Origin of the sequence: Rhizobium sp. N324 (assembly GCF_001664485.1) — a bacterium.
Classification (GTDB): domain Bacteria; phylum Pseudomonadota; class Alphaproteobacteria; order Rhizobiales; family Rhizobiaceae; genus Rhizobium.
Window position 1 is genome coordinate 242,289 of the sequence record NZ_CP013633.1, and the last position, 25,786, is coordinate 268,074.

The 25,786-nt window shown below is 59.9% G+C and carries 11 protein-coding genes and 6 pseudogenes; 11 read left to right on the forward strand and 6 right to left on the reverse strand.

Annotated elements, in window-relative coordinates; translation table 11 throughout:
• Nucleotides 1-555, reverse strand: coding sequence for a type VI secretion system contractile sheath small subunit (gene tssB / locus AMK05_RS26720; protein WP_064842668.1), 555 nt, complete (start codon nucleotides 553-555; stop codon nucleotides 1-3).
• Nucleotides 556-590: 35 nt separating this feature from the next.
• Complete coding sequence (gene tssA / locus AMK05_RS26725) at nucleotides 591-1,583, reverse strand: type VI secretion system protein TssA (RefSeq protein ID WP_064842670.1); 993 nt, start codon at nucleotides 1,581-1,583, stop codon at nucleotides 591-593.
• A gap of 93 nt (nucleotides 1,584-1,676) precedes the next feature.
• Between tssA and AMK05_RS35770 the strand changes: the two are divergent.
• Nucleotides 1,677-2,062, forward strand: a pseudogene (locus tag AMK05_RS35770) (IS3 family transposase); the annotation flags it as partial.
• Nucleotides 2,063-3,353: 1,291 nt separating this feature from the next.
• Here AMK05_RS35770 and AMK05_RS26730 read toward each other — a convergent pair.
• Both AMK05_RS26730 and AMK05_RS33845 read right to left on the reverse strand, forming a co-directional pair.
• Nucleotides 3,354-5,633: a hypothetical protein gene (locus tag AMK05_RS26730; RefSeq protein ID WP_064842859.1), complete on the reverse strand. Its 2,280-nt coding sequence runs from the start codon at nucleotides 5,631-5,633 to the stop codon at nucleotides 3,354-3,356.
• 1,354 nt (nucleotides 5,634-6,987) lie between these two features.
• A pseudogene (locus AMK05_RS33845) lies at nucleotides 6,988-7,535 on the reverse strand (transposase); the annotation flags it as partial.
• 228 nt (nucleotides 7,536-7,763) lie between these two features.
• Between AMK05_RS33845 and AMK05_RS26740 the strand changes: the two are divergent.
• From AMK05_RS26740 to AMK05_RS26775, 10 genes and pseudogenes are all read left to right on the forward strand, one after another.
• Nucleotides 7,764-8,713 (forward strand): annotated as a pseudogene (locus AMK05_RS26740) (IS481 family transposase).
• A 483-nt stretch (nucleotides 8,714-9,196) separates the two neighbouring features.
• Nucleotides 9,197-10,552 carry a type VI secretion system baseplate subunit TssK gene (gene tssK / locus AMK05_RS26745; RefSeq protein ID WP_064842673.1) on the forward strand — a complete coding sequence of 452 codons (1,356 nt, stop codon included), beginning with the start codon at nucleotides 9,197-9,199 and terminating at the stop codon, nucleotides 10,550-10,552.
• Nucleotides 10,553-10,559: 7 nt separating this feature from the next.
• Nucleotides 10,560-11,780: a type VI secretion system-associated FHA domain protein gene (locus AMK05_RS26750; protein WP_210293546.1), complete on the forward strand. Its 1,221-nt coding sequence runs from the start codon at nucleotides 10,560-10,562 to the stop codon at nucleotides 11,778-11,780.
• Nucleotides 11,780-13,069 (forward strand): type IVB secretion system protein IcmH/DotU, encoded by a 1,290-nt coding sequence (gene icmH, locus AMK05_RS26755; protein WP_012489524.1) that lies wholly within the window; start codon nucleotides 11,780-11,782, stop codon nucleotides 13,067-13,069. Before AMK05_RS26750 ends, icmH begins: the two co-directional genes overlap by 1 nt.
• Before the next feature lie 9 nt (nucleotides 13,070-13,078).
• Nucleotides 13,079-16,684 (forward strand): type VI secretion system membrane subunit TssM, encoded by a 3,606-nt coding sequence (tssM, locus tag AMK05_RS26760; protein WP_064842679.1) that lies wholly within the window; start codon nucleotides 13,079-13,081, stop codon nucleotides 16,682-16,684.
• 296 nt (nucleotides 16,685-16,980) lie between these two features.
• On the forward strand, nucleotides 16,981-18,597 hold the full coding sequence (locus AMK05_RS26770; RefSeq protein ID WP_064842681.1) for a hypothetical protein: 1,617 nt from the start codon (nucleotides 16,981-16,983) through the stop codon (nucleotides 18,595-18,597).
• A gap of 100 nt (nucleotides 18,598-18,697) precedes the next feature.
• Nucleotides 18,698-18,944, forward strand: a pseudogene (locus AMK05_RS35775) (SIR2 family protein); the annotation flags it as partial.
• Nucleotides 18,945-19,771: 827 nt separating this feature from the next.
• Nucleotides 19,772-20,098: pseudogene (locus AMK05_RS33860) on the forward strand (carbamoyltransferase N-terminal domain-containing protein); the annotation flags it as partial.
• Between the two features lie 52 nt (nucleotides 20,099-20,150).
• Nucleotides 20,151-20,294 (forward strand): hypothetical protein, encoded by a 144-nt coding sequence (locus AMK05_RS33865; RefSeq protein WP_004678808.1) that lies wholly within the window; start codon nucleotides 20,151-20,153, stop codon nucleotides 20,292-20,294.
• A complete protein-coding gene (locus AMK05_RS26775) occupies nucleotides 20,291-21,301 on the forward strand; it encodes a LysR substrate-binding domain-containing protein (RefSeq protein ID WP_040111826.1) in 1,011 nt (336 codons plus the stop codon). The genes AMK05_RS33865 and AMK05_RS26775 overlap by 4 nt, the downstream gene beginning before the upstream one ends.
• 202 nt (nucleotides 21,302-21,503) lie before the next feature.
• Here the strand turns inward: AMK05_RS26775 and AMK05_RS26780 are convergent.
• A pseudogene (locus AMK05_RS26780) lies at nucleotides 21,504-22,061 on the reverse strand (radical SAM protein); the annotation flags it as partial.
• 2,339 nt (nucleotides 22,062-24,400) lie between these two features.
• On the reverse strand, nucleotides 24,401-25,732 hold the full coding sequence (locus AMK05_RS26790; RefSeq protein WP_064842684.1) for an IS1182 family transposase: 1,332 nt from the start codon (nucleotides 25,730-25,732) through the stop codon (nucleotides 24,401-24,403).
• Nucleotides 25,733-25,786 lie beyond the last annotated feature (54 nt).

Here is a 25,786-nt window from a genome sequence, read left to right on the forward strand (position 1 = left end):
TCAGTTCTCCTCTGTGTCTGGGGATGCCAATGGCGGAGCGGCAACCACTGCATCAGGCTTCTCAGTCTCCATGCCATTGCCGAGGGCGCTTAGCAGTGCCGAATCCGCGAGGAAGTGGGTGAGCAACTCTTCGGCACCGTTCTTCCCGTCCATATAGGCCAGCAGATTGGAGAGCTCCGTTCGCGCCTCGAGCAGCCTGCTAAGGCTGTCGACCTTGCGCGCCACGGCCGCCGGCGAGAAATCTTCGAGCCGCTCGAACGTCAAGTCGACAGCGAGTTGGCCTTCTCCAGTCAATAGGTTCGGCACCCGCATCACCACCCTGGGCCTCAGCGATCTGAGCCGATCATCGAAATTGTCGATATCGATCTCCATCATCTTGCGCTCCGCGACAGGGGCAAGCGGCTCGGCAGCATTGCCGGCGAGGTCGGACATCACGCCGACCACGAAGGGAAGCTGAACCTTCTTCTGAGAGCCATAGGTCTCGACGTCGTATTCGATCTGTACGCGAGGCGGACGAACCCGCGCGATGAACTTTTGACTACTCGCCTTTGTCATGTGTTCCACTCTCCTGATAGGGAAGATTGCGCACGTCACGTGCCCTCGCCGACCGCCAGACCGGCAATCGAACGGTATTGGGCAACCCCTTCTGGCGCCAACTCTTTGATAAGAGCCATGAAGTCCTTCGAGACAAGTCGCTGCGCGCGCTCCAGGAGGGCTGGCAGCGGGCTCGCGGGCTCATTCACCTGGTACCAGTGGCAAATGCGGCCAAGAATTTCGACAACGTCATCGCGGTTGCGGATCACTTCGGGGTAAGAGGCCTCGCTAGAGTCTGGCAATGGAGATGCCGGGGCTGCAGGCTGGGCCCTTTTCCGATGGGCGTCGACCAGATCCTTGGCCTGGGTGAGTAGCACTATCAGAGGGTCGAATCGAACGGCCTCGTCACTCGCGACGTGCTGCCGAACACTCGCGTCTAGATGGGTGGCGGCTGCCAGGCTGGCGTGGAGACCAGTGCTGATCTGCTCGAGCTGCAGTGGATCGGTGTCGATGAAGGCGTGCTCGATGGTCGAACGATCAATTTCCGTAGATTGGGACCGTAGCGCACCAGCCCAATCGCGGAGCGTAAAAGTCCCGAATTGCCTGGAGGAGGTGAGTGGAACTTGGCGTATTTCTGCCAAGAGCCCGGAGAGATCGCAGAGGCTCGCTAGAGCGTTGAGGCGAACGGTCTGATCTTCGTCATCTTCTGGATCCGGTCGCGGATGTAGCTCTGACCAGTAGAGCTCGACATAGGCCGCGAGCAGCTCAAGCCCCCGACTTAGACCAGAGAAGCCGAACTGACTGAGGGCGGATCGTGTGAGCAAGATGCCGACTCTTAGATCCTTAGTGCGGGCAGAAAGGTCGAGGCCAAGCCGCCACACCTCTGTCCAATCGGGAGCCTCCCCGGTGGCGATGGAGTCGCCTATCTGCTGGTGCGGCTTGCCATGCGACGCTATCTCCAGCTCCAGGAAGCTCAAATCGTAATCGAGAGCATCCCCGCATGCGTTGCCGTCGCTGATCGGTTTTAATAGATGATCCGCATCGAGCATGACCCAAATCCCAGTTTTCCCGACATAAAAGATCGTCGCGCCTCTGTTTCTCAATGTTTAGCAATGAGCAGACGCGATTGCTCATGCACAATCGACATTCGTATATGTCGTGAATGCTTGGGGCGTGAATGCCGCCGCTTCGGATCTTGACGCAGCTATGTGCTGCTCAGGCGCGAGGGACACCTTGTGAACAACAAGAAGCTCTTCCGGGTCCATCGGGAGGAGAAGCTCACGATGCGCAAGCGCCGTGGCCGGAAACAAGCGAAAGGCAAGCGTTGGTGTTGATCCAGCTGGCTGCCAATGATCGTTGGTCGCTGGACTTCGTGTCGGATCAACTCACCTATAGCGCGGGTTCAGGCTTCTGATGGTCGTGAGGAAAGCCGGACTCTCGTCGCCGATACTTCGCTCTCCGGCCTGCGGTCGCCTGTGGACTGGATCGGGTTATCGAGGAGCGTGGCAAGCCAAGCACTCTGGCCTCGGCTGACTAACCCTGCAGAGTTCGCCCAGATCGTCAACCCGCGACGTGATGCAGTGCTGCGCAGCCGGAATGGTCTCCGCACCTAAATCCGCCGATGCCGCCGCAGATGCGCAACCCACCGCTGGAGCGAACCCCAAACTGGATAAACTTGACGGTACAAGCTCAGCCAGATTGAATTGACATCGTCGGGCAGTCGTTGCAAAGGGCAACCTGCGAAGTACCGTTGGAAACGTGAGCCTGAAGGCCTCCAACTACAAAGTCTTCGCGCGGCCGCCTCCGCGCCAGTTGCTGCATAAGGTGGATGGCGTCCTCGGCGATCGCTCTTGGGGGTGTCGGCGCGCGGACCCTCATCGAACGAGCGGCCAGCCGGCGGGTCCATCGCGCGTGCAGCGACCCCGGCGTCAGTGGTAGAACGGCTCGAGCACTTCAACGGCATATATCTCCTGCGCTCCGCCGGACCGCCGCACGAGGCATATAGGGCGACAATCTGGATGAGATCCGTATTGACCGCATGTAACGATGCTCCCCGAGATTCGCACGTTGCCTCATTCATTTTGCTCCCAGTTGGAGCGAAGGAGTGGGGTGCGGAGATGGCGGGGTTTCGCAGCGGCCGGCATCCTTCGTGAGCGCCATTGCCGTTTTCGACGGAAGTCGAAGTTTAATAACCATCGTCGCGGTATTTACTTTTGACAATGGGTGTGATGCGGCTTTGCGTGATCTTCTAAAAAGAATCGAGTCCCGCCGCCAATCTCCCGTTCTATCGCGCACCTACCGCATCCCAACGTGACTGTCGACCCTGCTTCCATTAGTCGTGCAGGGCAACCACGCGGTCTCTCGTGCAGATCCCTACGATTTCGAATTGACGGACACCGACCCCGTTTGACGGTCGTGGAGTGCACGCACTTAGTCACCCTAGCCGCCCGCGCACTGCAACCCCGCTGTAGCGATCCTTCTACCTCTATGCTAAAGAAAGTTTTGGAAAAACTTGCCTCCTCGCCATCGTTCGACGGCGGCCTTGGCGCCAATCTTGCGAGGAGCGGGCTGATGGTCGCAGCGGCATGCGAGCCGACATTCTGCGATCCCGACCGTCGAAGACGAGGTCGCTCTCGGCGTGTTAGTCAGCCGGAATGCGCCGGCCGTCGTGCCCCTAAATATCGATCTCGAGCCAGGTATTGGCCTCCAGACTGAAGAAAAATTCGGCGCTCTCACATGCTCATGCAATCCCGTGGTGGACAACCAACGCACATGATGGTGCAGTTCCTAGGGAATGTGGTGATGAGTCGTGAGCCGTCCTATATCACCTTGAACGCTGCCCTCCTGGCTATCCGTTTCTTCGAGGCACCCACGATTATGGCGGCATCGGCGGCGCTGAGATCGGGATGGGCCGCCTTCAGTGCGTCTGCCCACGCCCCCTTGCTCTGCCCCGGCAGCTGCGGTGTCTGCCTAGCGATTTCGTCCAGCCTCGCCTGGTCCTGGGCCGACACCGTCTGGAACGCCGTCCTCACGGCGATATCGCGCCTTACGGCACCCACGACTATGGCGGCATCGGCGGCGCTGAGATCGGGATGGGCCGCCTTCAGCGCGTCCGCCCACGCCCCCTTGCTCTGCCCCGGCAGCTGCGGTGTCGCCGCCTTGATCTCGTCCAGCCTCGCCTGATCCTGGGCCGACACCGTCCGGAACGCCGCCCTCCTGACGATATCGTCCCTAAAGGTGCCCACGATGGTGGCGGCATCGGCGGCGCTGAGATCGGGATGGGCCGCCTTCAGCGCATCGGCCCAGGCCGCATTGCTCCCCCCCTGCCGCGGTGTTGCCGCCGCGATTTCGTCCAGCCTCGCCTGGTCCTGGGCCGACACCGTCCGGAACGCCGCCCTTTTAGCAATATCCTGCTTTATGGCACCCACGATTACGGCGGCATCGGCGGCGCTGAGATCGGGATGGGCCGCCTTCAGCGCGTCCGCCCAGGCCGCCTTGCTCTGCCCCGGCAGCTGCGGTGTCTGCCTAGCGAGTTCGTCCAGCCTCGCCTGGTCCTGGGCCGACACCGTCCGGAACGCCGCCCTCCTGGCGATTTCGTCCTTTGCGGCGCCCACGATGGTGGCGGCATCGGCGGCGCTGAGATCGGGATGGGCCGCCTTCAGCGCGTCCGCCCAGGCCGCATTGCTCCGCCCCTGCCGCGGTGTCACCGCCGCGATTTCGTCCAGCCTCGCCTGGTCCTGGGCCGACACCGTCCGGAACGCTGCCCTCACGGCGATATCGTCCTTTAAGGCGCCCACGATTGTGGCGGCATCGGCGGCGCTGAGATCGGGATGGGCCGCCTTCAGCGCGTCCGCCCACGCCCCCTTGCTCTGCCCCGGCAGCTGCGGTGTCTGCCTAGCGATTTCGTCCAGCCTCGCCTGGTCCTGAGCCGACACCGTCCGGAACGCCGCCCTTTTAGCAATATTATGCTTTACGGAACCCACAATTATGGCGGCATCGGCGGCGCTGAGATCGGGATGGGCCGCCTTCAGCGCGTCCGCCCACGCCCCCTTGCTCTGCCCCGGCAGCCGCGGTGTCTGCCTAGCGATTTCGTCCAGCCTCGCCTGATCCTGGGCCGACACCGTCTGGAAAGCCGCCCTCCTGGCGATAACCCGCTTTACGGCGCCCACGATGGCGGCGGCATCGGCGGCGCTGAGATCGCGATGGGCCGCCTTCAGTGCGTCCGCCCACGCCCCCTTGCTCTGCCCCGGTAGCTGCGGTGTCTGCCTGGCGATTTCGTCCAGCCTCGCGTGGTCCTGGGCCGACACCGTCTGGAACGCTGTCCTTTTAGCAATATCCTGCTTTACGGCATTCACGATTATGGCGGCATCGGCGGCGCTGAGATCGGGATGGGCCGCCTTCAGCGCGTCCGCCCACGCCCCCTTGCTCTGCCCCGGCAGCCGCGGTGTCACCGCCGCCATTTCGTCCAGTCTCGCCTGGTCCTGGGCCGACACCGTCTGGAACGCGGCCCTTTTAGCAATATCCTGCTTTACGGCACCCACGATTATGGCGGCATCGGCGGCGCTGAGATCGGGATGGGCCGCCTTCAGCGCGTCCGCCCACGCCCCCTTGCTCTGCCCCGGCAGCTGCGGTGTCTGCCTAGCGATTTCGTCCAGCCTCGCCTGGTCCTGGGCCGACACCGTCCGGAACGCCGTCCTCCTTGCAATATCGTCCTTAAAAGAGCCCACGGTTATGGCGGCATCGGCGGCGCTGAGATCGGGATGGGCCGCCTTCAGCGCGTCCGCCCACGCCCCCTTGCTCTGCCCCGGCAGCTGCGGTGTCGCCGCCTTGATCTCGTCAAGCCTCGCCCGGTCCTGGGCCGACACCGTTCGATACGCCGCCCTCCTGGCGATAACCCGCTTTACGACGCCCACGATTACGGCGGCATCGGCGGCGCTGAGATCGGGATGGGCCGCCTTCAGCGCGTCCGCCCACGCCCCCTTGCTCTGCCTCGACTGCCGCGGTGTCTGCCTGGCGATTTCGTCCAGCCTCGCCTGGTCCTGGGCCGACACCGTCCGGAACGCCGCTCGATTGACGAGATCGCCCGTTGAGGCCCCCACGATTATGCCGGCATTCGCGGCGCTGAGATCAGGCGCCAACGCCTGCGGCCTTTGAGCATATAACGTCTGCCTGCGGCTGGGCCTGGGATCTGCGTCCTTCTCAGTAGTCCGCCTCTTGCGCCCGCCACCGGTCGGATCGCTGGGCTCCGCGGGCACCTCGGACATGGCCGAATGCTCCTCTCTTCCACCCGGCACCTCGGTGGGCCCGGCAACCGCTGAGGCTTCTAAATTCCCAAGGCCATGCAGCCCCCCGCGCTGAGGGCCAGTCTCCAGCGGCTGGCCCTCGACGAGGTGAATAGTGCGATCGGCATTATTGTATTCATCTGTTGTCCTCGTGAGGTTGAACGCGGTCTCTGCCGGGACGACCGGAACTCTCGTCAGTTCCGTCATGTCAGCCATCATTTGCGGGGTTTGTTCTTCAGGGCTTTGAAGCTCGGTCGGCGGGCTTGGCTGGTCGACGCTTAGCCTTTCCACGTAACGCAATACAGAATTCTCTTGCCAGATGTCGTCCGAATTGAAGTTGTCGGCCACTTGATCGACACGCGCCACTGAAGACTGCGCTTTTTGATCCGCTGGGTGCCGGCCCTCATCCGGCCGCGAAGAGCACTGCCCCTTAGTCCGAGGCCCCCTGTCAACCATGCTCACCCCCCTGGGATATGGCCTTCAGGAAACAAGGGGTCAGCTGTCGAGCACCGACTGCTGACGGAAGGTCAGAATTTATCAGGGGCTCAAGCGACTTAACCAGAGTGCAAGGGGCGCGACTGCGACCATCGACCGCTCCAGCTTGCCGAGCCTCGTTCGGACGCCGCTTAATCACCGTGGGTCCCGTTTTTTGCTGTTGTGGCATGGGGCGGCTCTGCGGAATCGAGCTCAGGTGACGGGAGGCCGGCAGATCCCGAAGACATGGCCAGGCCGTTGATAACTGGTAGCGTAAACGCATCATTGCAGCAGAACCTCGAAAACCACGGAGAAGAGCCCGCGATTCAAACTAGCGCAGTCCCGGTATTGGGTTGCATGCACAGGTGATATGCTCGCATCCGGTTAGTGAACGGCTATGGCGCAGCTCCTGCGTGAACCCATAACAACAGCGGCGATCCTTCGAGAGATGCAGCGACGACCCGTTCTCCAGACCGGAGGTCCGCGCTTGATGTGGCGATCGGCACGGATTGCTATCAACGCTGACGGCCGCCGGTGCCGCGCAAGCCGGTTACGACGAAACATCGACATGATCTCTTCTATGGTGGGATTGGCCCACCGATACCTGGGTAGTGGCACTGTCGCCAATTGCGGCGCCAGTGAGGTCGGCCTTCGTCTTCGAACTCCTTGCTGGCTTCCGCTAAACAACGCGGCCTTATCACAAAAGGCTGGGAGATTTAACGATGATCCCGGCATCCGGACTTCTGCGCATTGCCGGCCGGTAATAGCGCGAAAGACTTGCAGCAATCGCAGCGCCGGCGGCAGCCGTGACTAGTATCCGCACTGCCTGGCCCGTAACAATGCGCTGTGACCAGCGGAAGCCGATCTCGTGGAAAGACAAGGCATGCTGCGGGCTGATATGATGAAAGACGCCGGCAATGGTGCGGCGGACCCGGGCCTTGAAACCTCCCACCGAGTGGACGGCGACTTGGACGAATTCGCGGCTCGAATGCTTTACGTTCTCATGCGTAGCAAAGCTCTTGCCAATCGCCATGAACGCCTCACCGCCCATCAGGCAGGTTGCGGTTCGATCCCTTTCGCCGTCGCGCGCCCTGCATGTATCGAAAGGCCTTTTCGGCCCCGTCCAGGCGGTAGACCGTCCGGATCCATTCTCGGTCGCTCACCGAGATGAAAACGGTCGATCTCCACCGTGCCATCTAGCATGTGCTCGCGCGCCAACATGAGGCGCAGCGCATATCCCATTCGCTAGCTATTGGGCATCACCAAATGTGGAAATGCCTATCTTCGCCGCATGAATGATCCATGCCGCCAGGGCTGCTATCCCGCACCTGGCGCGAACCGGGACTGCAACCGGTTCGTGGATCGTGTCCAGGAGGTGGTTGTCTAATCGCTAAGCTGGTCGTCAAGGCGCTTTAGGTGTTTAGTCCCGGCATTTGATGGTGCAATATTTTCCTTGGCATGGAGGGAAGCACTATGGGCCAGGTTCTACACGGGAGCGCCACGACGACAGAGGCAATCCGTCGAGCAATACAAAATAGTGAAGAGAGCCTGAGAACGCTTTCGAAGCGATACGGGATCAACCAGAAAACCGTGGCGAAATGGAAGAAGCGGACATCGTTGGTCGACCTTCCTACAGGCCCAAAGGACCCGCACTCGACGACCCTTTCCCTCGAAGAAGAGCCGTTATCGTCGCCTTCCGCCGGCACACGTTGCTGCCGCTCGATGATTGCCTCTACGCTCTTCAGCCGACCATTTCATATCTGACGCGTTCGTCGTTGCACAGGTGTTTGCAGCGCCACGGCATTTCACGTCTGCCGGAGGTCAGAGGCGACAAGGAGCCGAAGAAGAAGTTCAAAAGCTATCCGATCGGCTACTTCCACATCGATATTGACGAGGTGCAGACGGCCGAGGGCAAGCTCTATCTCTTTGTCGCAATTGACCGAACATCCAAGTTCGCGTTCGCGGAACTCTACACCAAAGCCGGCAAGATGAATGCCGCTCAGTTCTTGCGCAATCTGATCACGGCAGTGCCCTACACCATTCACACCGTTTTGACCGACAATGGCATTCAGTTCACCAACCGAGCTTGTGATCGAAATGCCTTCCAGCACATCTTCGATTGGGTCTGCGACGATCACAGCATCGAGCATCGCCTGACCAAGGTGAAGCATCCCTGGACCAACGGACAGGTCGAACGGATGAACCGAACGATCAAGGAGGCGACCGTCAAGCGCTTCCACTACGACGATCATGCGCAATTGAAAAAGCATCTGGCTGACTTTATCGACGCCTACAATTTCGGGCGCCGGCTCAAGACGCTAAAGGGCCTTACGCCTTACGAGTTCATCTGCAGACAATGGACTTTGGAGCCGGATCGATTCATCATCGACCCCATCCATCAAATGCCGGGACTAAACACCTAGGGGCGGCGGCGCGTGAAGACGATGTTGGCGGCGGCACTGCCTCAGCGTATTCAGGAACATTTTCGACGAGGCAATGCGCATCACGTGTCACCTTGCCTGTTGCGCTGCTCTTTTGGCCCCGTACTTGCGGCGCCGGCTCTCAAGGCTTCCGGGCGGTCATTTGCGAGATTCATCCCGTACGAGTGACAGGACAGGCGAATTGGCGCGTTGTAGGTCAGTGTGAACATGAACGACCAATAAGGCTCTGAGGGCAACGGGCTACTGAGCGACAGTCTAGATGAGACCCCTTGCTTGTCGCGCTGCAAGGGGGCTCATGACCAATCCTGATGAGCTTCGGCGCTTGCATATCTGAGCTGTCCCGACACGCGATGCCCTTCTACCAGCGCATTGTTGGATATCAGATGTGCATGCAAGGGGGCAGTGAAGCTCTGCTACTTTTACGGAGAAAGCCGTTCTGTCAGGTGGACGCGAGGCGAGTCTTGAATGTCGTGGAATAATAGGGTCGTCTGGTCGGAGGGCTTGTTCCTCCGCCCGCAGCATTTTCAGCAGGCCGATCGTCACGTCGAACAGCTGGTGCGCAGCAGGACGGCGGTTTTGCATGGGTACGGGTGGGGTATCAGCGAGCTGCGGCTCAATCGAGAGCTGCTTGGTCTCGGTAAGATCGCCATCGAAGCGGCTCGCGGCGTCTTGGAGGACGGGATGCCCTTCAGTATTCCTGACGAAGCCAACCAGCCAACTCCCTACGACGTTCCGCCGGATTTTCGAGATTCGCTTATTCACTTGGCGGTACCGTTTTATCAACCCGGCGCTCTTGAAACCGACGCGCAAGCGGGAATTGACGTACCTATCCGCTTCGCAGTCTCCACTGAGGATGTTGTCGACACCAACGCTGGCGAGCGAGGCAGCGCCTCCATCGACGTAGCGAGGCTGGATTTTCGATTGCTGCCGGACGCGGCAGACCGGTCTGGCTACACTTGCATCCCAATCGCCCGTATCATAGAGGTCCGGGCCGACCGACAGATCATTCTGGACGAAACGCACGTGCCGCCAACCCCCGACTGCGCCAGCTCCCGGGTCCTCTCGAACTACATCACTGAGATCACCGGCCTGCTTCACCATCGTGGTGAAGCTCTGGCCACTCGGGTCTCTCAGTCGGGAACGAACCGGGTTGCAGAGCTCGCGGACTTCCTTCTGCTGCAGGCGATCAATCGGTACGAGCCGTACTTCTGCCACCTGTCCAAGGCCGCCGTTGTAAATCCGGAATCGCTGTATGTTGTCATGCTCCAGTTGGCGGGTGAACTAGCCACGTTCGCCCGCGTCGATAAACGTGCCCCGACCCTTGGTGTTTACAAGCACGACTCTCTCGCGGAGGCGTTTTTGCCAGTGATGCAGTCGATCCGGGCTTCGCTGGGTGCAGTGATTGAGCAGACTGCGGTCCCCGTACCGCTGCAGCGGCAAAAATACGGTGTCCATGTGGCTGAGGTGGCCGACCGCTCTCTCTTTACGACCTCGAGCTTCGTGCTGGCTGCTCGGGCTGATATTGAGGTCGAGCGCCTCCGGCGCGAGTTCCCGTCTCAGATTAAGATCGGCCCGGCGGAGAAAATCACGGAACTCGTCAATGTCGCACTGCCCGGCATTATCATCAATCCCCTACCGGTCGCGCCGCGTCAGATCCCGTTCCATGTTGGATTCAGCTATTTCGAGATCGATCAAAATAGCCGCTTCTGGAAGGAGATGCCCCAATCCGCCGGCTTGGCGCTGCACGTTGCTGGCGACTTCCCAAATCTCGAAATGGCTCTCTGGGCCATCCGAGCCGGACAGAACCCACATTTGAGTTAGCCCACCAATGCCCCTCACGCTACGTGTACACAGCAATAGATGTAGTTTTCCGGAATATCTCGTGCCGGGCGACGCGGCTGGTGGACTGACTACCAGCCGAGCAGGCAACAGCCTGGTTCTGCCGGATGATCAACAGATGGTCTCGAAATCCCACTGCTCAATCGAGTGCATGGCACGGCGATACGTACTGATCGACCGAGGCCGCGACGACACATGTCAAAATGACGAGGCGGTGCCGCTTCCGTCAGAGGCGCCGGTCGCCCGGAAAACCAGCGATGTTATTCAGATCGGCGCCTATAGGACCGATGTCGTCGCGGTGTCGCCTTCGATATCCATTGCGGAGAGTGCCGCCGAACCGGAGGGACAACTTGCAGCGACAAGTGAGGAGTTGAGTCTTCTTGGCCCCCTCGAAACGGCCTCGTCGCTCCTGGCGGGCAATTGCACCCGGGGTGAAGAAGCGCTGCTGGACCTGAGGGACGGCGAGTTCCTACCATTGCCGTTCTTAGGCACTCGTTTAGACGCGCTGGCGGGCATGATGAGAAGTCCGTGGGATATCTACGCAGACAGTGTGCCAGATCGGGCCCCCATCTTGACGCAACCCAAGGTGGAGCAATCATCTCGCCAAGAATCATCGAGCGGCGGTCACGGCTTTCCTTGCCGCCTGCGGCTTATCATTGGCAGATGTCCGGAATGCCGGCATCGTAAGCGTGCTGGATCGTGCAGGGAAAATGCTTCTGTATTCCGCCGCGCTGCACAGCATACTCTCCGAGCGAGAGCTGGCGAACAATTATTCAGAAATAAGAGTTCCGACGAAAAAACCCTGAGTCTCGTTCCCGATGTCGGTGAGGCGTTGCTCGCAGTTCTGTGCAATGACTCCAGCGGGTTCCTCCGCGGAGACCTGGCCGTTGAGCAAGCCTTCACCGACCGTGGGACGCATGACGCGTCATTCGCGGCTGTGCAGAAGGCTCTGTCCAGCGTTCGTGCACGCTTGTCCCTAGCAGGGATCGAGAAGGCGATGGGGCGGCCCCGTTCCCTTTTGCACCGCAACCATAAGGCGCGAAACCGGAGCGCGTACGTGCGCGTCTTCAATGACGTCGTATCGAGCATCGAAACCGATTTGCTCCGGAGCTTCGGCGCCGACTTCGCGCGCCCAGTGCGAGAGCGTAGTCGACCCGCCCGCCGATCCCACGATGAGAGCGTCCGCTCCGAAGGGAAGTGGGCGGGTTGATGATGGTGATTGAGGAAACGATGCCAAAATCCCAGCCACTCGTCCTCCTTCACGCCGAGGAGCAGTTGGCTGTCCCTTCGCCGTCATCGCCAGTGGCGGACGAACTTACCTGGGAGATGCTTGCGCTCGACCGACTTAATCCACTGGTCGCGGCCGCGGCGGCGCTGCTGGGTCTCAGCGCTCAGCTCAAGAGCAGTGCTAGCCATATCGACGTTGAAGCACTGCGCCTTAGGGTGCTGCGGGAGATCGATGCTTTTGAGCGTCGGATCACGCCGCTCGGATTGCCCTCGCGAGCGATCAAGGTCTGCAAATACGCCCTCTGCGCGACCATCGATGACATCGTTCTGAACACAGCCTGGGGCAGCAACAGCGTCTGGACGACGCGCAGCTTGGTGGGATCGCTGTTCAGCGATACCTGGGGCGGCGAGCGCTTCTTCGATCTGCTGACGCAATTGAAAAATGAACCGGCCATCAATATAGAACTGCTGGAGCTGCTCTACTACTGCATGAGGTTGGGCTTCGAAGGCCGCTACCGCGTCACTGCGGGAGGAGCCGCAGAGCTCAGTGTGCTGTGCGAAGACGTCTACCGCCTGATCCGAGCAGCCCGTGGTGACTTCGAGCGCGAACTATCCCCGCACTGGCGGAGGAACTCAAATAATCCGAAGCCACGCCGCACAATCGTTCCAATCTGGGCCGTCGTAGCGTTTGGGGCAGGATTACTCCTCTCGATCTATACCGGACTCCTGCATGCATTAAATGCCCGCGCCGACGCTGTCTTCAACGATATCGCGACATTGCCGCCGAACGGCGTTGTCAGATCGGCGAGAATCGCATTGCCACCAAAGGTTGTTATGAGCAGCGACCGACTGCGTAACTTCCTCGAGCCCGAAATCCGCGAAGGGCTTGTCACTGTGTCCGAGGACCCACAGCAGATCGTCGTTATCATTCGCGCCTCCGGGATGTTCGATTCTGCTAGTCCGGAAGTGAAGAAAATGTTCCTGCCGCTTCTTTTACGAATTGGTCGTTCTCTGAACGGTGAGTCGGGATCGGTCCTCCTGACCGGGCACACCGACGCCATTCCGGTGCAATCACTCGCCTTCCCTTCAAACGATTCCCTTTCGCTCGCGCGTGCGAGCGCAGCTGCCGAGATTATCAAATCCATGATGGATGACCCAGGCCGCGTGCGAGAAGAGGGCAGAGGGAGCGGAGAACCGGTCGCTTCGAACCACACGCCCGAGGGCCGCGCGCGGAACCGTCGGATTCAAATCATCATCACAAAGACACAATGAAGACAAGCCATGCAGTCAATCAAGAAAGCGCTTAGGTGGCAATGGCTCCGTGTCGGCGGGGCGGCGATCGTATGTGCCTTAATCTTCACGCTCGGACCGCATATCTCGGTCGGAGGATTTGCGCCGCTTGACAGCCTTCGCAGCCAGATCGCGGCATCGATGCTGATTCCGGTCGGATACACCGTGATCTACTTGATCCAGTCCCAGCTTTACAAGGTTCAGGCCTATTTTGAAGACCTCGTCCAATCACGAGTGTCGGGAGCGCTGGACGCGGGTGGGGCCGAGCAGAAGAAGGGAGACCCAAGGCCTTCCGACCGAAGTGTGGGGCAAGCCAGCACGCTTGCTGAAAGAGAGCTGGAGGCGATTCGTCATCGTTTCCGCGAGACCCTTACCACACTCAAGGGGCGCCGCTACGCAGGAGGTATCAGCAGGCGGTGGCTCTATCAGCGGCCCTGGTATGTGATGATCGGTCCGCCCAACTCGGGGAAGACCACAGCAATAGTCAATTCCGGGCTCAGCTTTCCGATGGCGGCGAGGTCCGGTCTGAGAGCCGCCGGTGGGTTAGCGGGTACGGAAAACTGCGACTGGTGGATCACCGATGACGCGGTGTTCGTCGACACTGCTGGGCGCTACACGATACAGGAGGGTGATGCAGACCGGGACAAAGCGGTTTGGCGTGGCTTGCTTCATATGCTCAGACGCTCCCGGCCACGGCAGCCGCTGAACGGTGTCTTAGTCACGATCGCAATCAGCGAGCTGAATTCTACATCCGAGGAAGTGCTCGCCGATCGCGCGCGCTGTATCCGTGAGCGGCTCCTCGAAGTGTACAGGGAGCTTCGCCTGCAACTGCCGATTTATGTGCTTTTCACTAAGAGCGATCTGCTGGCGGGATTTGTTGAATTCTTCGACGATCTGGGTCGCGAGGGGCGGGAGGCGGTGTGGGGGTTCACCTATGCGCAAGAGGCGTCGGAGGACGAAGGCGATCCGATGGCGTTTGCCGCAGCATACGATGCGCTTGTTGGCCGCCTAAACGAAAGGCTGCTTGAACGAATGCAGCACGAAAGCAACCTCCAGCGTCGCGCGCTCATGTTCGGCTTCCCACAGCAGGTCGCTAGCCTCAAGCACCTGACGCAACAGTTCTTGAAGGAAGCCTTTGGCGGGAATTCGTTCCAGGAACCGCTTATGCTCCGCGGCGTCTACTTCTTAAGCGGCACGCAAATTGGCATGCCCTTCGATCGAGTTGCGAACGCCAGATCTCAGACCTTCGAGATCGCTCAGCCGCCCTGTACAGCGCTTCGTGGCCCGGGCCGTAATTATTTCATCAGCCGGCTGCTGCGCGAAGTCGTTTTCGCCGAAGCTGGGCTCGTCGATGCCAATCACCGCTTCGATCGGCGCCAGCGGCGGATCCGGTATGGCGCCTACACGATGATAGCGGCGGTCATTGTTACCGCCAGCGTCTTATGGACGTTCAGCTATATTCGGAATGTTCAGCTGATCGAGAGCGTTCGCCTAATGGCTGGCAGCTATGCTAGAGGGGCCGAAAAGCTGAAGCTCGACCGGGTTGAGAGTGGCGATCTTCGACCCATCCTGCCACTGCTTCAGCGGCTGCGTGATGCCAACGGCGACAGCGCGGGCGGCCGCCTATCAAGTTCGGGTCTCGACCAGAGTAAGAAAATCAAGGTTCAGACGCTCGCGGCGTACCGCCGCGCCGTGAACACCATCCTGCTGCCGCGGCTGATGTTCCGGTTGGAAACCTTATTGGTCGAGCGGCACGACGATGATCAGTTCGTCTACCAGGCGTTAAAGGTTTACCTGATGCTGGGTCAGCAGGGTCCGCTCCAGCGCGCGGTCGTCAAAAACTGGATGGCTGCCGACTGGCGAGTGATGTTTCCGGCCGAAGCCGATGCCGGCCTGCGCAGCGCGCTCGCTGATCACCTGGATGCACTCATGGAAGGGCCGCTGCCCCATAGTGAGCTTAATGGCGAACTGATCGAGAGGAGCCGCGCGAAGCTCCAGACCGTCTCGATGGCGCGCCGCGTCCTCGACATCATCGCGACCAGTCCCGAAGCCTCGCGGGCGCCAACCTGGCGTCTGGCCGACCATGCCGGGCCGCTGGCGCAGGGCGTCTTGGCTCGCAAATCGGGACAGCCGCTCAGCGAGGGGGTTCCTGGCATCTACACGAGGGCGGGGTTTTACGGAACCTTCCTGCGATTGCTGCCGCAAGTGGCTGACGCTGTCGCTGCAGAAGGCTGGGTTCTCGACTCACAGGTAGTCGCGCCGATTGCAGCCGGTGATGTGAGCCAGAAGCTGCGGCGTTCGGCGGCGGATCTCTACGCTCAGGAGTTCGCGTTGCACTGGGACCAGCTCATTGGCGATATGTCCATCCGCCCGTCTGGGGGTATCGATGACGCGCTGCGCACCTTGAACACGCTGTCCGCGCCGACGTCACCAATGCGCCTGTTCCTTTTCGCGGCGGCGCAGGAGCTAAAGCTCAAGCAACCACCGGCTCCCGAGGACGGCTTGACTAAAGGTGACAGTGTCCCCCAGGGCGAGGTGTTGCCAAGCGAGCTCGAGGCACTCTTCCGGTCTCAACCGGCCGCGGACACGCCTGAAGCTCACGTCCAGCTCTATATGGGCGATCATTTCCGGTGGCTGCACCAGCTGGTCGAAGTGCCGTCGAACAGCCAAGCGGGCGCGCAGGCGCCGATCGACAGTGCTCTCCGGGATCTCGGCGAACTGTATCGCTCCCTCAGCCAGGCGCAGGGGCTGGCGGGTTCGAACATCTTGGAACACAACGGGCAGGCGGGCGTCGCCATCCAACAGATCGAGGCGGGGGCGGCCGATCTGCCCGAACCCATCCGGCAATGGATCCTCGGCCTCAGCCGCCACAGCTCGGACCTAACCGTCAGCGGCATGAGGCGCGGGTTGGCGAGCGGTTGGGCGGGCGGCCCCGGCGATTTGTGCCGACGGGCTACCGAAGGACGGTATCCCTTCGCGAGCGGATCCCGCCGGGATATCCCTTTGAGCGATTTCGCCCGGCTGTTCGGCCGCAAGGCGGAGATCGACACTTTCTTCGCCGAGAACCTTTCCCCATTCGTCGACAAATCCAAAGGTTCGTGGCAGTTTCGGCCAACGAGCGGTTTCGATTTCCCTATCGGCCGCAATACCTTGGCCCAGTTCCAACGGGCAGCCACGATCCGCGACACCATGTTCGATGATGCCGGCCAGGTGTCAGTTGGATTCCTGCTCACCGTCGCCGAGACCGATCCGTTGACAGACCAGGTGGTGGTAGACATCGACGGCCAGCGCCTCGAACATCGACAAGGAACGGCCGCCGCGGCCATGCATTTCCATTGGCCTACGGCCGGCGGCGTCGGCGGCGCTTCCGTCGCTTTCATCGGTTTTCAAGGCGCCACCCTCTCCAAGAGCGGCCATTGGGCGCTGTTTCGCCTCTTAAATGAGGCGGATAAGCAGCCATTGGGAGGAGGGGACCTTATTCAGGTACGACTGGTGTCCGGTCGCCATTGGGCGGTTTTTAACCTCCAGCCTGACAGCGTGATGAGCCCGTTGTCCCGCAATCTGCTGTCAGAATTCCGATGTCCAGATTTCTTATGAACGCCGGGATAGCATCCGACTGGCGCTGGGAAAGCCCTATGGGGTCACGAGACGCCCACGCAGGTCTGCGGCGGGAGAGTTCGGCATGTCGGTTGCCGGCCGGATCGGAGGCGGTCACGGCTGCGACTGGCGGCGATCGTCGCTTGATCTCGGCGCGCCGCTTTCCCGCTCGACTAGACCGCTGGAGAGCGCGGTCACCTCCATCAGGCAGATCTTCGGGAAGTTGGGTGATCAGATCCTGTCCCACCCTATCAACCGACGTACACTGATCTAGAACAGGAAACTGGAGAGATATAATGGCCGGAATGAAGCACAATAGGACAAGAGCGAAGAAATTTCTGCAGTTGATCGACCAGACGAAGAACAGAGCGGATTTGGAGTTCTGCTTTGCGGTTGGCACGGTTGGCGATCTGCGGAAGCCTGCTGTCCTGGTGAGTAAGAAAAAGCTCAATGGATTGGCACAAACTTTGAAAAACATGCCTTTTGAAGATGATGAGGATAGTAGTAAGGAGAACTTTTCGCTTCTGCGGAGAGGCACGGGCAGGATGAACGAAAACGGCGTTATCCTCGTCAAGTTGGCTGATGGTGGAAAGGCCGGGTTCCCGCAGGTCCAAAAGGTGATGAAGAAGTATTTCGTGAACTTCCGCATGAGGTTGCCTGACATGCAGGAAGCAGGAATCTTAACTGAAGAAGACATTCAGCAGTTTGAGATGAACGCCGAGGAGAACTCCCAATTTCTTCCACCCGACGACTCTGAAGAATTCAATCGGCCGATGACGGCGCTCGATAGCGCGGAAGGGAACTCTGCAGGGAGTGTTGAAGAAACTGAAGAGAGAAGCAAGCGTGAAGGCGGGGCTGAGCTCCTGGAGCAGCTTCTCCCGGAAGTGAAGGAGGGCATTGCCGCCGCGGCCGCGACCATTTCCAATCACGCAGTAAGTCTCAGCGCGCAAATTGGCGCGGGACAGACCGCAGAGTTGTCCCATCTGACCACGAAGATCGCGGATTGGCTGCAACGTGTGCTGGCTGCGACGCCTCCGGAAGAGCAGGAGGCAACGCTGCACAACTTCGCCGGCCGACTTCTGTTGATGCTGGCCTATCCTGAGAATCTGCGAAATCTTCAATATGTGGATGACATGCCCGATGGGGCGGGGCAGGGCGAGACAAACGGCGACCGCCGCGAAGAGGTCGTGGTGAATGGGATCGATCTGAACAGAGTTCCAACGGGCGCTCTCGATCAAGACGAGGTAGTAGAGTCCTTGTTCCGTCTGATCAAGGCAAAGGCTCAGGAGCGACAGCTTTCTTATCCGCTAGAGAACGCGAATTCTGAGAGGATTGCGAAGATAGTGTCGTCGCAATGGCCGAAGGAACTAGGCGATGCAGCCCGTAGGCGCGCGGTTGTGGAGCGTCTGATCGCAGCGGTGGTCCCGCGGCCCGGTAACGATGATCAACTTCTGGTCCTTCTTGGCATCGCAGACCAGCCCGAACGGACCAAATCCATCGAGAACTCGGTCGAAAGTATCATAGCTATATGGCAGGCTCATCTCGACACTGCCTTGACGCTGCGGGATGAGGTAAAGAGCAAGATCAACCAGATGGTCGATGTGGAAGCCCGCGGCGGAACGTGGAGGTATGTCGACGACATCTTCCTGCAGTTCGGAGGAGAGCTTTCAGATCAGCTCTCCGCCATCACCGAACGCAACGGTGAGGCACTGTCGAGCGCGACCGAGCGTGTCCGAACCACAGTCCAGAAGAAGCTCGATTATCTCAACGGCAGCGACATTGTAGCCATGCTTGACAATCCTCCAATCGACATCGGTCCGGGCACTATAGGGCAGACGCTGCGGGAAGGGCTCGCGGCCATCACCGATGGACTGAAGCGCATCGAAACCTCACGCGCCGCGCCCGCCGCGTAATAATCGCCTGTTCTCGATGCCGGCCGACCCACCGGAAGGCCGGGCGAGCAGGCCATCAACGGCCTCATCAGCGACGGAAGGAGTTCCGCCGCTCAGGTGGGTCAGCGAAGCGGTGAAGGAGCGGCGCACCAACAGAGGCTCTTCGGCTCTTCTTCATCGGCTGCCGCTTCAACGACCAGATGCTGCGCACCTACGCCCGACAGATCATGACGCGATCCAACGCACCACGTTTTGCGGTGCTGGATGCGGCAGCGCCGACCAACAACCAACGCCGTTTCCTTGCAGCAAGCCCGATCACGCTTATCGACGTGCCGACTGGCGAAGCTGCGGCTAGGCTTATCGGCTGAAAACCAGAGTAGAGAAGGAGTGTTGCGGGTACGACGATACACGAGGATTTCGGAGGTCGGTCGTCGGCACCGACGTCGGAGGCGGATTTGCCGTAAACGTTGATCATCACGGCCGCTGTTTGAAAGTGCCGCTCGCCTTGCTATGAATCCACCCATCCTTTTTTTGCACGCATTCCATCCAAACAAACAATTTTACTGGTCAAAACAATTGCCCTTAGAAAAAACGCTGAAGAGCGCTGTGCAGAACGATTGTGTGGAGTTCTAAAAATGGGTCCTCAGGTTCGGTAGAGACTGTGCTGGAAAACGAGTTGGAGCACTCTGTCAGTTGCCTGGCCTCGATTGTTATCACGTTGGACGTGATCGGCCAAATCTTGGCCGTTGCTTCTGCCGTTTCAGTGCTAATGGGCTCTCACAAGAAGCACTGTTGCCTGGTCGACTAAATCTGTGAGTGCATCCCTCACAATGACTAGAAGCCAGAGCAGGCGCGCTCGCAGCCGCAAGGACATGATCTGCGCCTTTTGCAGGAACACCAAACCTCGTGATTTTCTTGCGGCTGTCGGGCCGAAATATGAAGGACTGAGTAATGTGGATAGGTTACGTGGCAGTTCTGCTGCAAATGCTTCGGTCAGGGTTTCCGTGCGGCGTCGCAACTATAGCATCAAGAAGGTTGCGCGGCATCGATTGTCGGCAATGTCGCCGAGCCGGTCGCTATTAGTATCGGCTTCGCCTGTGAGCTCTATCTGACACGTCAAACACAAGCTTTGAACTTACGAAAGCCGGCGGTCGGGCCAGAGCGACCTACCTTTCGAAACGAACTGGAGAGCAACATGCTGTGTCTAGGGCTGAGTGGGCGTCTAAGCAGAGTCTACGAAAATTCGTTCGATCTACCGAACAGCTTTTTGCACAATGGGGCTGCGGTTCGCGTTCGCGACGGCCGAGTGATAGCGGCAGTCGAAGAGGAACGGCCTAACCGAATCAAGCACTCCAACACGCTACCAATTCGTTCGATTCAATATTGCCTCGCATCTGCAGGTGTTCAGCTTAGCGACATCGACCGCATCGCGTATTATGCAACCGAGGCCTATTGCAACGCTGTGCTCGAGCGCGTGCGCCTCTCTCACCCAAGCACCCCAGTATCGGATGCGAGGCTGTTGCAACGGGCTCGGGGAGGTCGACACGGGCTCTATATTCCTGTGGGACACCCCGATGTTCCATGTGATCGCCATCGTCACACAGATCTGGCCGCCCATTGGACGCGTGATGGCACAATGCCATGGAGGTTGTCACCCGCGCTCCACCGCCGAGATGAACTCGAAAACGTTGGACCCGGAATTGATTGTTGAGGAATGAACTTCATGAAACGCAATGTAGAAAAAGAGGTGACGGATCAACTCGCTTATAGGCGAAAGATGTTGCAAGATTGGAGAGGAGAGCGCCTCACTGGACACCAGATAAACCTAGCATCAATAGACCTCAACCTCCTGGTGGCGCTCGAGGCTCTGCTCGAATACCGGAACGTGACGCACGCGGGCCAGCACATCGGGCGGAGTCAACCGGCGATGAGCCGGGCACTGGGAAGGCTGCGCGGCTTGTTCAATGATGATCTCCTGGTGCGGTCTTCAACGGGTTTGATCCCAACGCCGCAAGGCGAACATTTGGCTCAAAGGTTGCCGTCGGCACTGCGTACGATCCGAGAGATGGTGACAAGCCGCAGCGTAATCTCAAAAGAATGGGGGAGGGGGGCAACGCTGGCGATCCCCGATCATCAAGCTTTGGCTGTACTACCGCGCCTCCTGCCGTGGTTACGCGAGCGTGCCCCTCATCTCGACACACTCGCCTGTTTGCCGTTTGATCGTGCCGTGCGGGGGCTTGAGCAAGGTGATATTGATTTGGCCGTTGGGCATATTGACGTGCAACTGCCTGGCTATTTTCGGCGCAGTCTCTATACAGACCGCTTCGCGTGTTTGTTGCGCCACGACCATCCCGCGCTGGCGCAGGAATGGACGATCGACAACTTCGCGACCTTGCGTCACGCTGCCATCAGTACGGACTCCCCCGACCATTTCGGCCCGATCTACGACCACTTGCCCAACTTGCGAGAGGATCGTAGTCCCATACTTTTTTCCAGCGTTCTCACGGCAGCGGTGGTGGCTTCGGGGACGGATTTGGTATTGCTCGTCCCGCGCCGCGTTGCGACCCAAGTTTCCGCGATGCTGCCGCTTAGGGTTGTTGATCCACCCCTCGAGCCGGCACCGTACAAGGTCATGCTCATCTGGCACGAGCGGTGCCATCACGACCCGCAGCATAAATGGCTGCGCAAGGAGGTCGCCGCAGCGTTGGAGACGGGAGCAGACTGACACAAGAAGCGGTGATCGGGATGCTCCCGAAGCATCAAAGAGAGCAAACGGGATTTTGCGCGGGGAGATGACCAGGGGCTCAGCGCTGCTGCGCCCGTGAGTGCCAGGCATGTTGGACGAATATCGAGACTTGGAGTGCTCGCGGGGTCTGCTTGTATCCGGGCTTCTGCTGAGCTGCGGCTCGGCCCTGCAGTGGCGCGGATATCTTCGCGCCGGCTCTCGGATCGACCATTTTGATGGTGATCGTCAAGTGATCAACATTTATGTCAGCAGGCTCGCCGACACGGTCTGGCACTGCCGGACCGTTGGTTGAAAGACACAGCTTGATATCGGGGACCTCTGTGGCTCCGCGTGCAAATGTCGCCTTTGTCTTCTTCCGGTCATAACAGGCATCGCTTGGTCCGGCGATAAAGAGCACGGAAAGCTGAGGGACTTCATTGGCGACCGCAACGACCTTTCGCAGCGCCTGGTCAGGCGTAGGCCGGCTTTCGTTGGCGCAGTATTTACGATTGCAGTAGTTGCACTGGATATTGCAAGCTGGTGCGGCTACGACGTGCATGCGCGCGAAATAGTAGTGCGCTTTTTCTAAATAGCAGGAAAGGTCCGTGATTTTCTCCCAGACAGCCGGCTCGACGTGGTGCGGCTTTGCGGACGAACCGCACAATGACGCGGCGCAAGCAGTGGACTTCGCTGTGGCCAGCAGTTGGTTCATAGTTGTCGTGCTGGTCAGGTTCTTGAGCGAAATCATTGGTGGGGGCATTAAAGGCTCCGTTGCTGCTTAACGTCGCGGTTTAAGAAGCAAGGGCCATGCCAATGAAAATTGCTTAGGTTTTCAATTGGTTAGCGTTTTTTGTCCGGTTCCCTCCATTTGCGACCCGACATAGGGTTGTCAGGCATTCGACAATAGACCTACACCGGTAAAATGGCGGCTCGCCTCGAGTGCTTGAGTTGAGGAGGGCAGGTCGGGCCGCTCGACCACACCAGGCTTAGAACTTTCTTTCACCCCGATTTGATGCCCGCGGATGGCATAACCAGCCTAACGTGGGGTGACGCCGAGAGGCGAGCCGCCTGGCCCCAGATTTCTCCCTCGCGTCGATCAGCCGCTCCCGCTCGGTCAGACGAGCCCGATTGGGAGCCAGGCAGGATCGTTCGGATCACAGGCTTTGAAGGAGACTTCGCCGAGACAGGCACCGGCAGCCCCGGCGGCCGCAAACGGGGATCCAGTCGACATTGGGCTCTTTCTGGCGAACTCGTCGATCGCATTGTCGCCGAATGGACCGTTAGCTACCTTCCACACAAGCGCAGAGAGGCCCTGGCTGTTCTTGCAGACAAAATCCAACGCACCAATGGTCCTTGATTGCGCGGGAGTTGCTGTCCTACGCACGCTGTTTGAGTTCACAGACGTTCCCTGGGAAGTGGCATTGCGAGACCAAGTCAAGCGCCGACGGCGCGAATGTCCGTTCGCAGATGCATAGAACGCCATTTTCAACTCAAGACCAGACTTGCGACGGGCCATGGACCACGAAAATGGGTCGAATTGCATGATCGCGAAACGATCCGCGACTGTCCTATCGGTATTGCCGCGGGATAGACGGGCGGACGAGGCGGGGCTGCGCAGCTCCTTCTGGCCTGATGCGCAGGACGTTCACGGAGCGTATACGGGCTCCGCCGAGGGATTCATTGAGTTCACGCTTGGTGTCTTCAAGACCGAACCGCGCAACATCCACCAGATCACCAACGTTCTGATTGAGTTTATCAGCCCGACTGAAGCAGCTGTCGAGAGCTACTTCACTGCGCTCCAACGAGGGCCGGACTGCGGCCGGATCATACGTTGCCAGGTTTCTCCTATGTGGTCGATATTGCGACCATTTTCAGAAAAGGGAAGGGGAGTGGAGAATTGCCGACCGCACAGTGGTCTATGATTGGCTCGAGGAGCAGACACAGCAGGCGGCGTCGCCAGAGATTGAGCGGTTCGGTTTCAGGCAGCCGATCGGAACATCGCATTCTAACGACCCGGTCTATACGCTCGGAAGCGGCAAAGAGCATGAAAGCCGAGGCGGAATAGCGGCGCGTTCAGCTGGTGCCGAACTCTTCTTTTCCGGGACGTGGTGCTAACTTGCTGTCATCTGGCTCCTTTAGCGTTAGATCGCATACGCCGGAGCAGGAGAAGCTAATCCATGAAGCAAGCAGACACCCGCCGTCATTACACGCGCTGCAGGCGGGATTGGCCGCGCTCTGGTCGATGCCTTTGCGACAAACGGCGACATTGTCGTTGCCGTGGATCTTCCTGGAAGCGGAACGGTGCGGTGCGGCGTTGCCGCGCGGCCCTGTGATCTTCAATGTGGCCTCGCTGGGCGGGTTGCTGGGCGATCCCAGACGCAACGGCTACGCTGCCTGGAAGGGGCCTGATCTTGATCACGAAAAGTTTGGCATGCGAGTTGGCGTCGCGTCGAGTGGGCCTGACGGCCATAAGAGCTCGGCTATGTGCGCACGCCGATGGTCGAGAACTGGAACGCGCCGACGAGACGGATCTCGCCGCTATTCGCCGACGCGTGCCGATGGGGCCCATGGGCGCGTCCCGATGATGTCGACCGGACCGTGCGGTTTCCGGTCAGCTCGCACGTTGATCATTCATCGACATCGTGTCGGACGGTCGCCTTGGGCTTGGCGACGGGTCCGGATACGAGCGATTCGAGTTCAAGCGCTTCGGTGTCGTTATTCATGAGGCGCCTGGGGAGTACCTGGGTGATCTTTTACGGGCTCAACCAGAAGGTTTTCGAACCCGACGGCCATTATCAGAAGATACCCCCAACGGCGATATCGTTGCGGACCACCCAGAAGCCAGCCCCGCCAATCTGCATCGCGGCAGGATCGGAGTGCAGCATGAGGCGGGCCGTCGCAGAGAGTCGCAGCAATTATTGCAGTCTCTAATCTTCGCCTGCGTCCTCCCGTAATACAAGGGCGTATCAACTCAGAGCTTGTGAAGCTTTTGAGATGGTGCGGTTTTGGCCGGTCTTGGCTGGCCGATGCAGTCGAGCGTCAGACGATTGCGCGCTGCGTTCGGATGGTCGCGTGTGGGCGCTGGGTGATGGCCTTGGCTTAGCCGTTGGCGAGCCGATGGCCTTGCAAGATATTGTTGGTGAGTGCGTAGCAGAGCACGACGGCCTGGACCTTTTCGATGCCGCGCACCGTCAATTGTCGCAGATTCCAGTTGCGCCAGCGGGCATGGATGCATTCGCAGATCGAGCGGGGTTTGTACTGAGCCTTGCCGGTCTCGCTTGCCATGCGGGCTCGCCAGGCCGACACACCCGGACCGTCGCCGCGCCGCGGCAAGAAGGGATCGGTTCCGTGCTTGGACTGAGTGGGCGGACAAAAGACCTCAACCCCTTCGCCGTGCGCCCACTCGATATCTTCAGCGCTGCCAAAGCCGCCATCGGCGAGATAGCGCCGCGGCAGATGGCCGCTTAGCGCGCGCAACCGCTCCAGCATCGGCCGCATGAGGCCGCGATCGGAGCCGGCATTGGTCACCTCGAGCCCGACCACGAACTGCTCACCGGCCGTGCTCGCAACCTGCACATTATAACCCGGGCGGAAGCCGCCGTCGGCCATCTTCATCACCCGCGCCTGTGCATCCGTGCTGGAGGCGCGCGGCTCCTTCGGCTTTTTGCCATTGCCGCGCTTTTCTTCGCGCGCCTGGCGATGGCGCTCGATCTCGTCAAGAGCGACCTGGGCTGCTCTGAGCCGCTCGCCGCGCTCGCGCGCCGCCCGCTCCCTGGCCGCCTCGATGCGCCGAGTGCTGGCATCCGAACGCGCATCGACCTCGTGCTTGAGCTGATCCACAACCGCCTCGGCAATGGAAAGATGCCGATCAAGCGTCGCTTTGCGGCCGAACGAGGCCGCACCCGCGCTTGCCCGGACCCGCACGCCATCCTGCGCCAGACAATCGAGAGTGACGAGGCCGGCACCGGCAAGCGCCGCCAGATGCTCGGCAAGCAGCCGGTCGAGCAAATCGGCGCAACCAACCCGAAAATCCGACAGTGTGTGATAGTTCACCGAGACACCGCCGCACAGCCAGCGATAGACGTCGTGGCTCCCGCACTGCCGTTCCAGCGCCCGCGCGCTGCCGACGCCGTCGCTGCTGGCATAGAGCCACAGCGCCAGCAAAAGCCGTGGCGAAATCGGTGGATGGCCTGGCCGGTGCTCACGCGCTTTGATCCGATCTTCGAGCGTGCTCAGATCCAGCCCCTCGACATAGCTCCAAATGACCCGCACCGCGTGATCCTGGCCGATCAAGCTGTCGATATCGACGGCACGCAACTCGACCTGATCGCGCACCGGCTCACGCATGCGCGCCGCCCCGCGCCCCACCTGAGCACTTCGCCGCGCTCCATGCACCGGCAATCCTTCGAACAGGTCGTCGCCCACCATCATCCTCCAAGCAAATCAACGACCCAACAGAATCACAATCCAATCGCCTCCGCCACC

Bases quoted from the DNA above. Each gene is read 5' to 3' on its own strand.
- tssB (WP_064842668.1), bottom strand. From the start codon at position 555: ATGACAAAGGCGAGTAGTCAAAAGTTCATCGCGCGGGTTCGTCCGCCT.
- tssM (WP_064842679.1), top strand. From the start codon at position 13,079: ATGCAGTCAATCAAGAAAGCGCTTAGGTGGCAATGGCTCCGTGTCGGC.
- AMK05_RS26750 (WP_210293546.1), top strand. From the start codon at position 10,560: ATGCCCCTCACGCTACGTGTACACAGCAATAGATGTAGTTTTCCGGAA.
- AMK05_RS26775 (WP_040111826.1), top strand. From the start codon at position 20,291: ATGAACTTCATGAAACGCAATGTAGAAAAAGAGGTGACGGATCAACTC.
- tssA (WP_064842670.1), bottom strand. From the start codon at position 1,583: ATGCTCGATGCGGATCATCTATTAAAACCGATCAGCGACGGCAACGCA.
- AMK05_RS26770 (WP_064842681.1), top strand. From the start codon at position 16,981: ATGGCCGGAATGAAGCACAATAGGACAAGAGCGAAGAAATTTCTGCAG.
- AMK05_RS26790 (WP_064842684.1), bottom strand. From the start codon at position 25,732: ATGATGGTGGGCGACGACCTGTTCGAAGGATTGCCGGTGCATGGAGCG.
- tssK (WP_064842673.1), top strand. From the start codon at position 9,197: ATGTCGTGGAATAATAGGGTCGTCTGGTCGGAGGGCTTGTTCCTCCGC.
- icmH (WP_012489524.1), top strand. From the start codon at position 11,780: ATGATGGTGATTGAGGAAACGATGCCAAAATCCCAGCCACTCGTCCTC.
- AMK05_RS33865 (WP_004678808.1), top strand. From the start codon at position 20,151: ATGTTCCATGTGATCGCCATCGTCACACAGATCTGGCCGCCCATTGGA.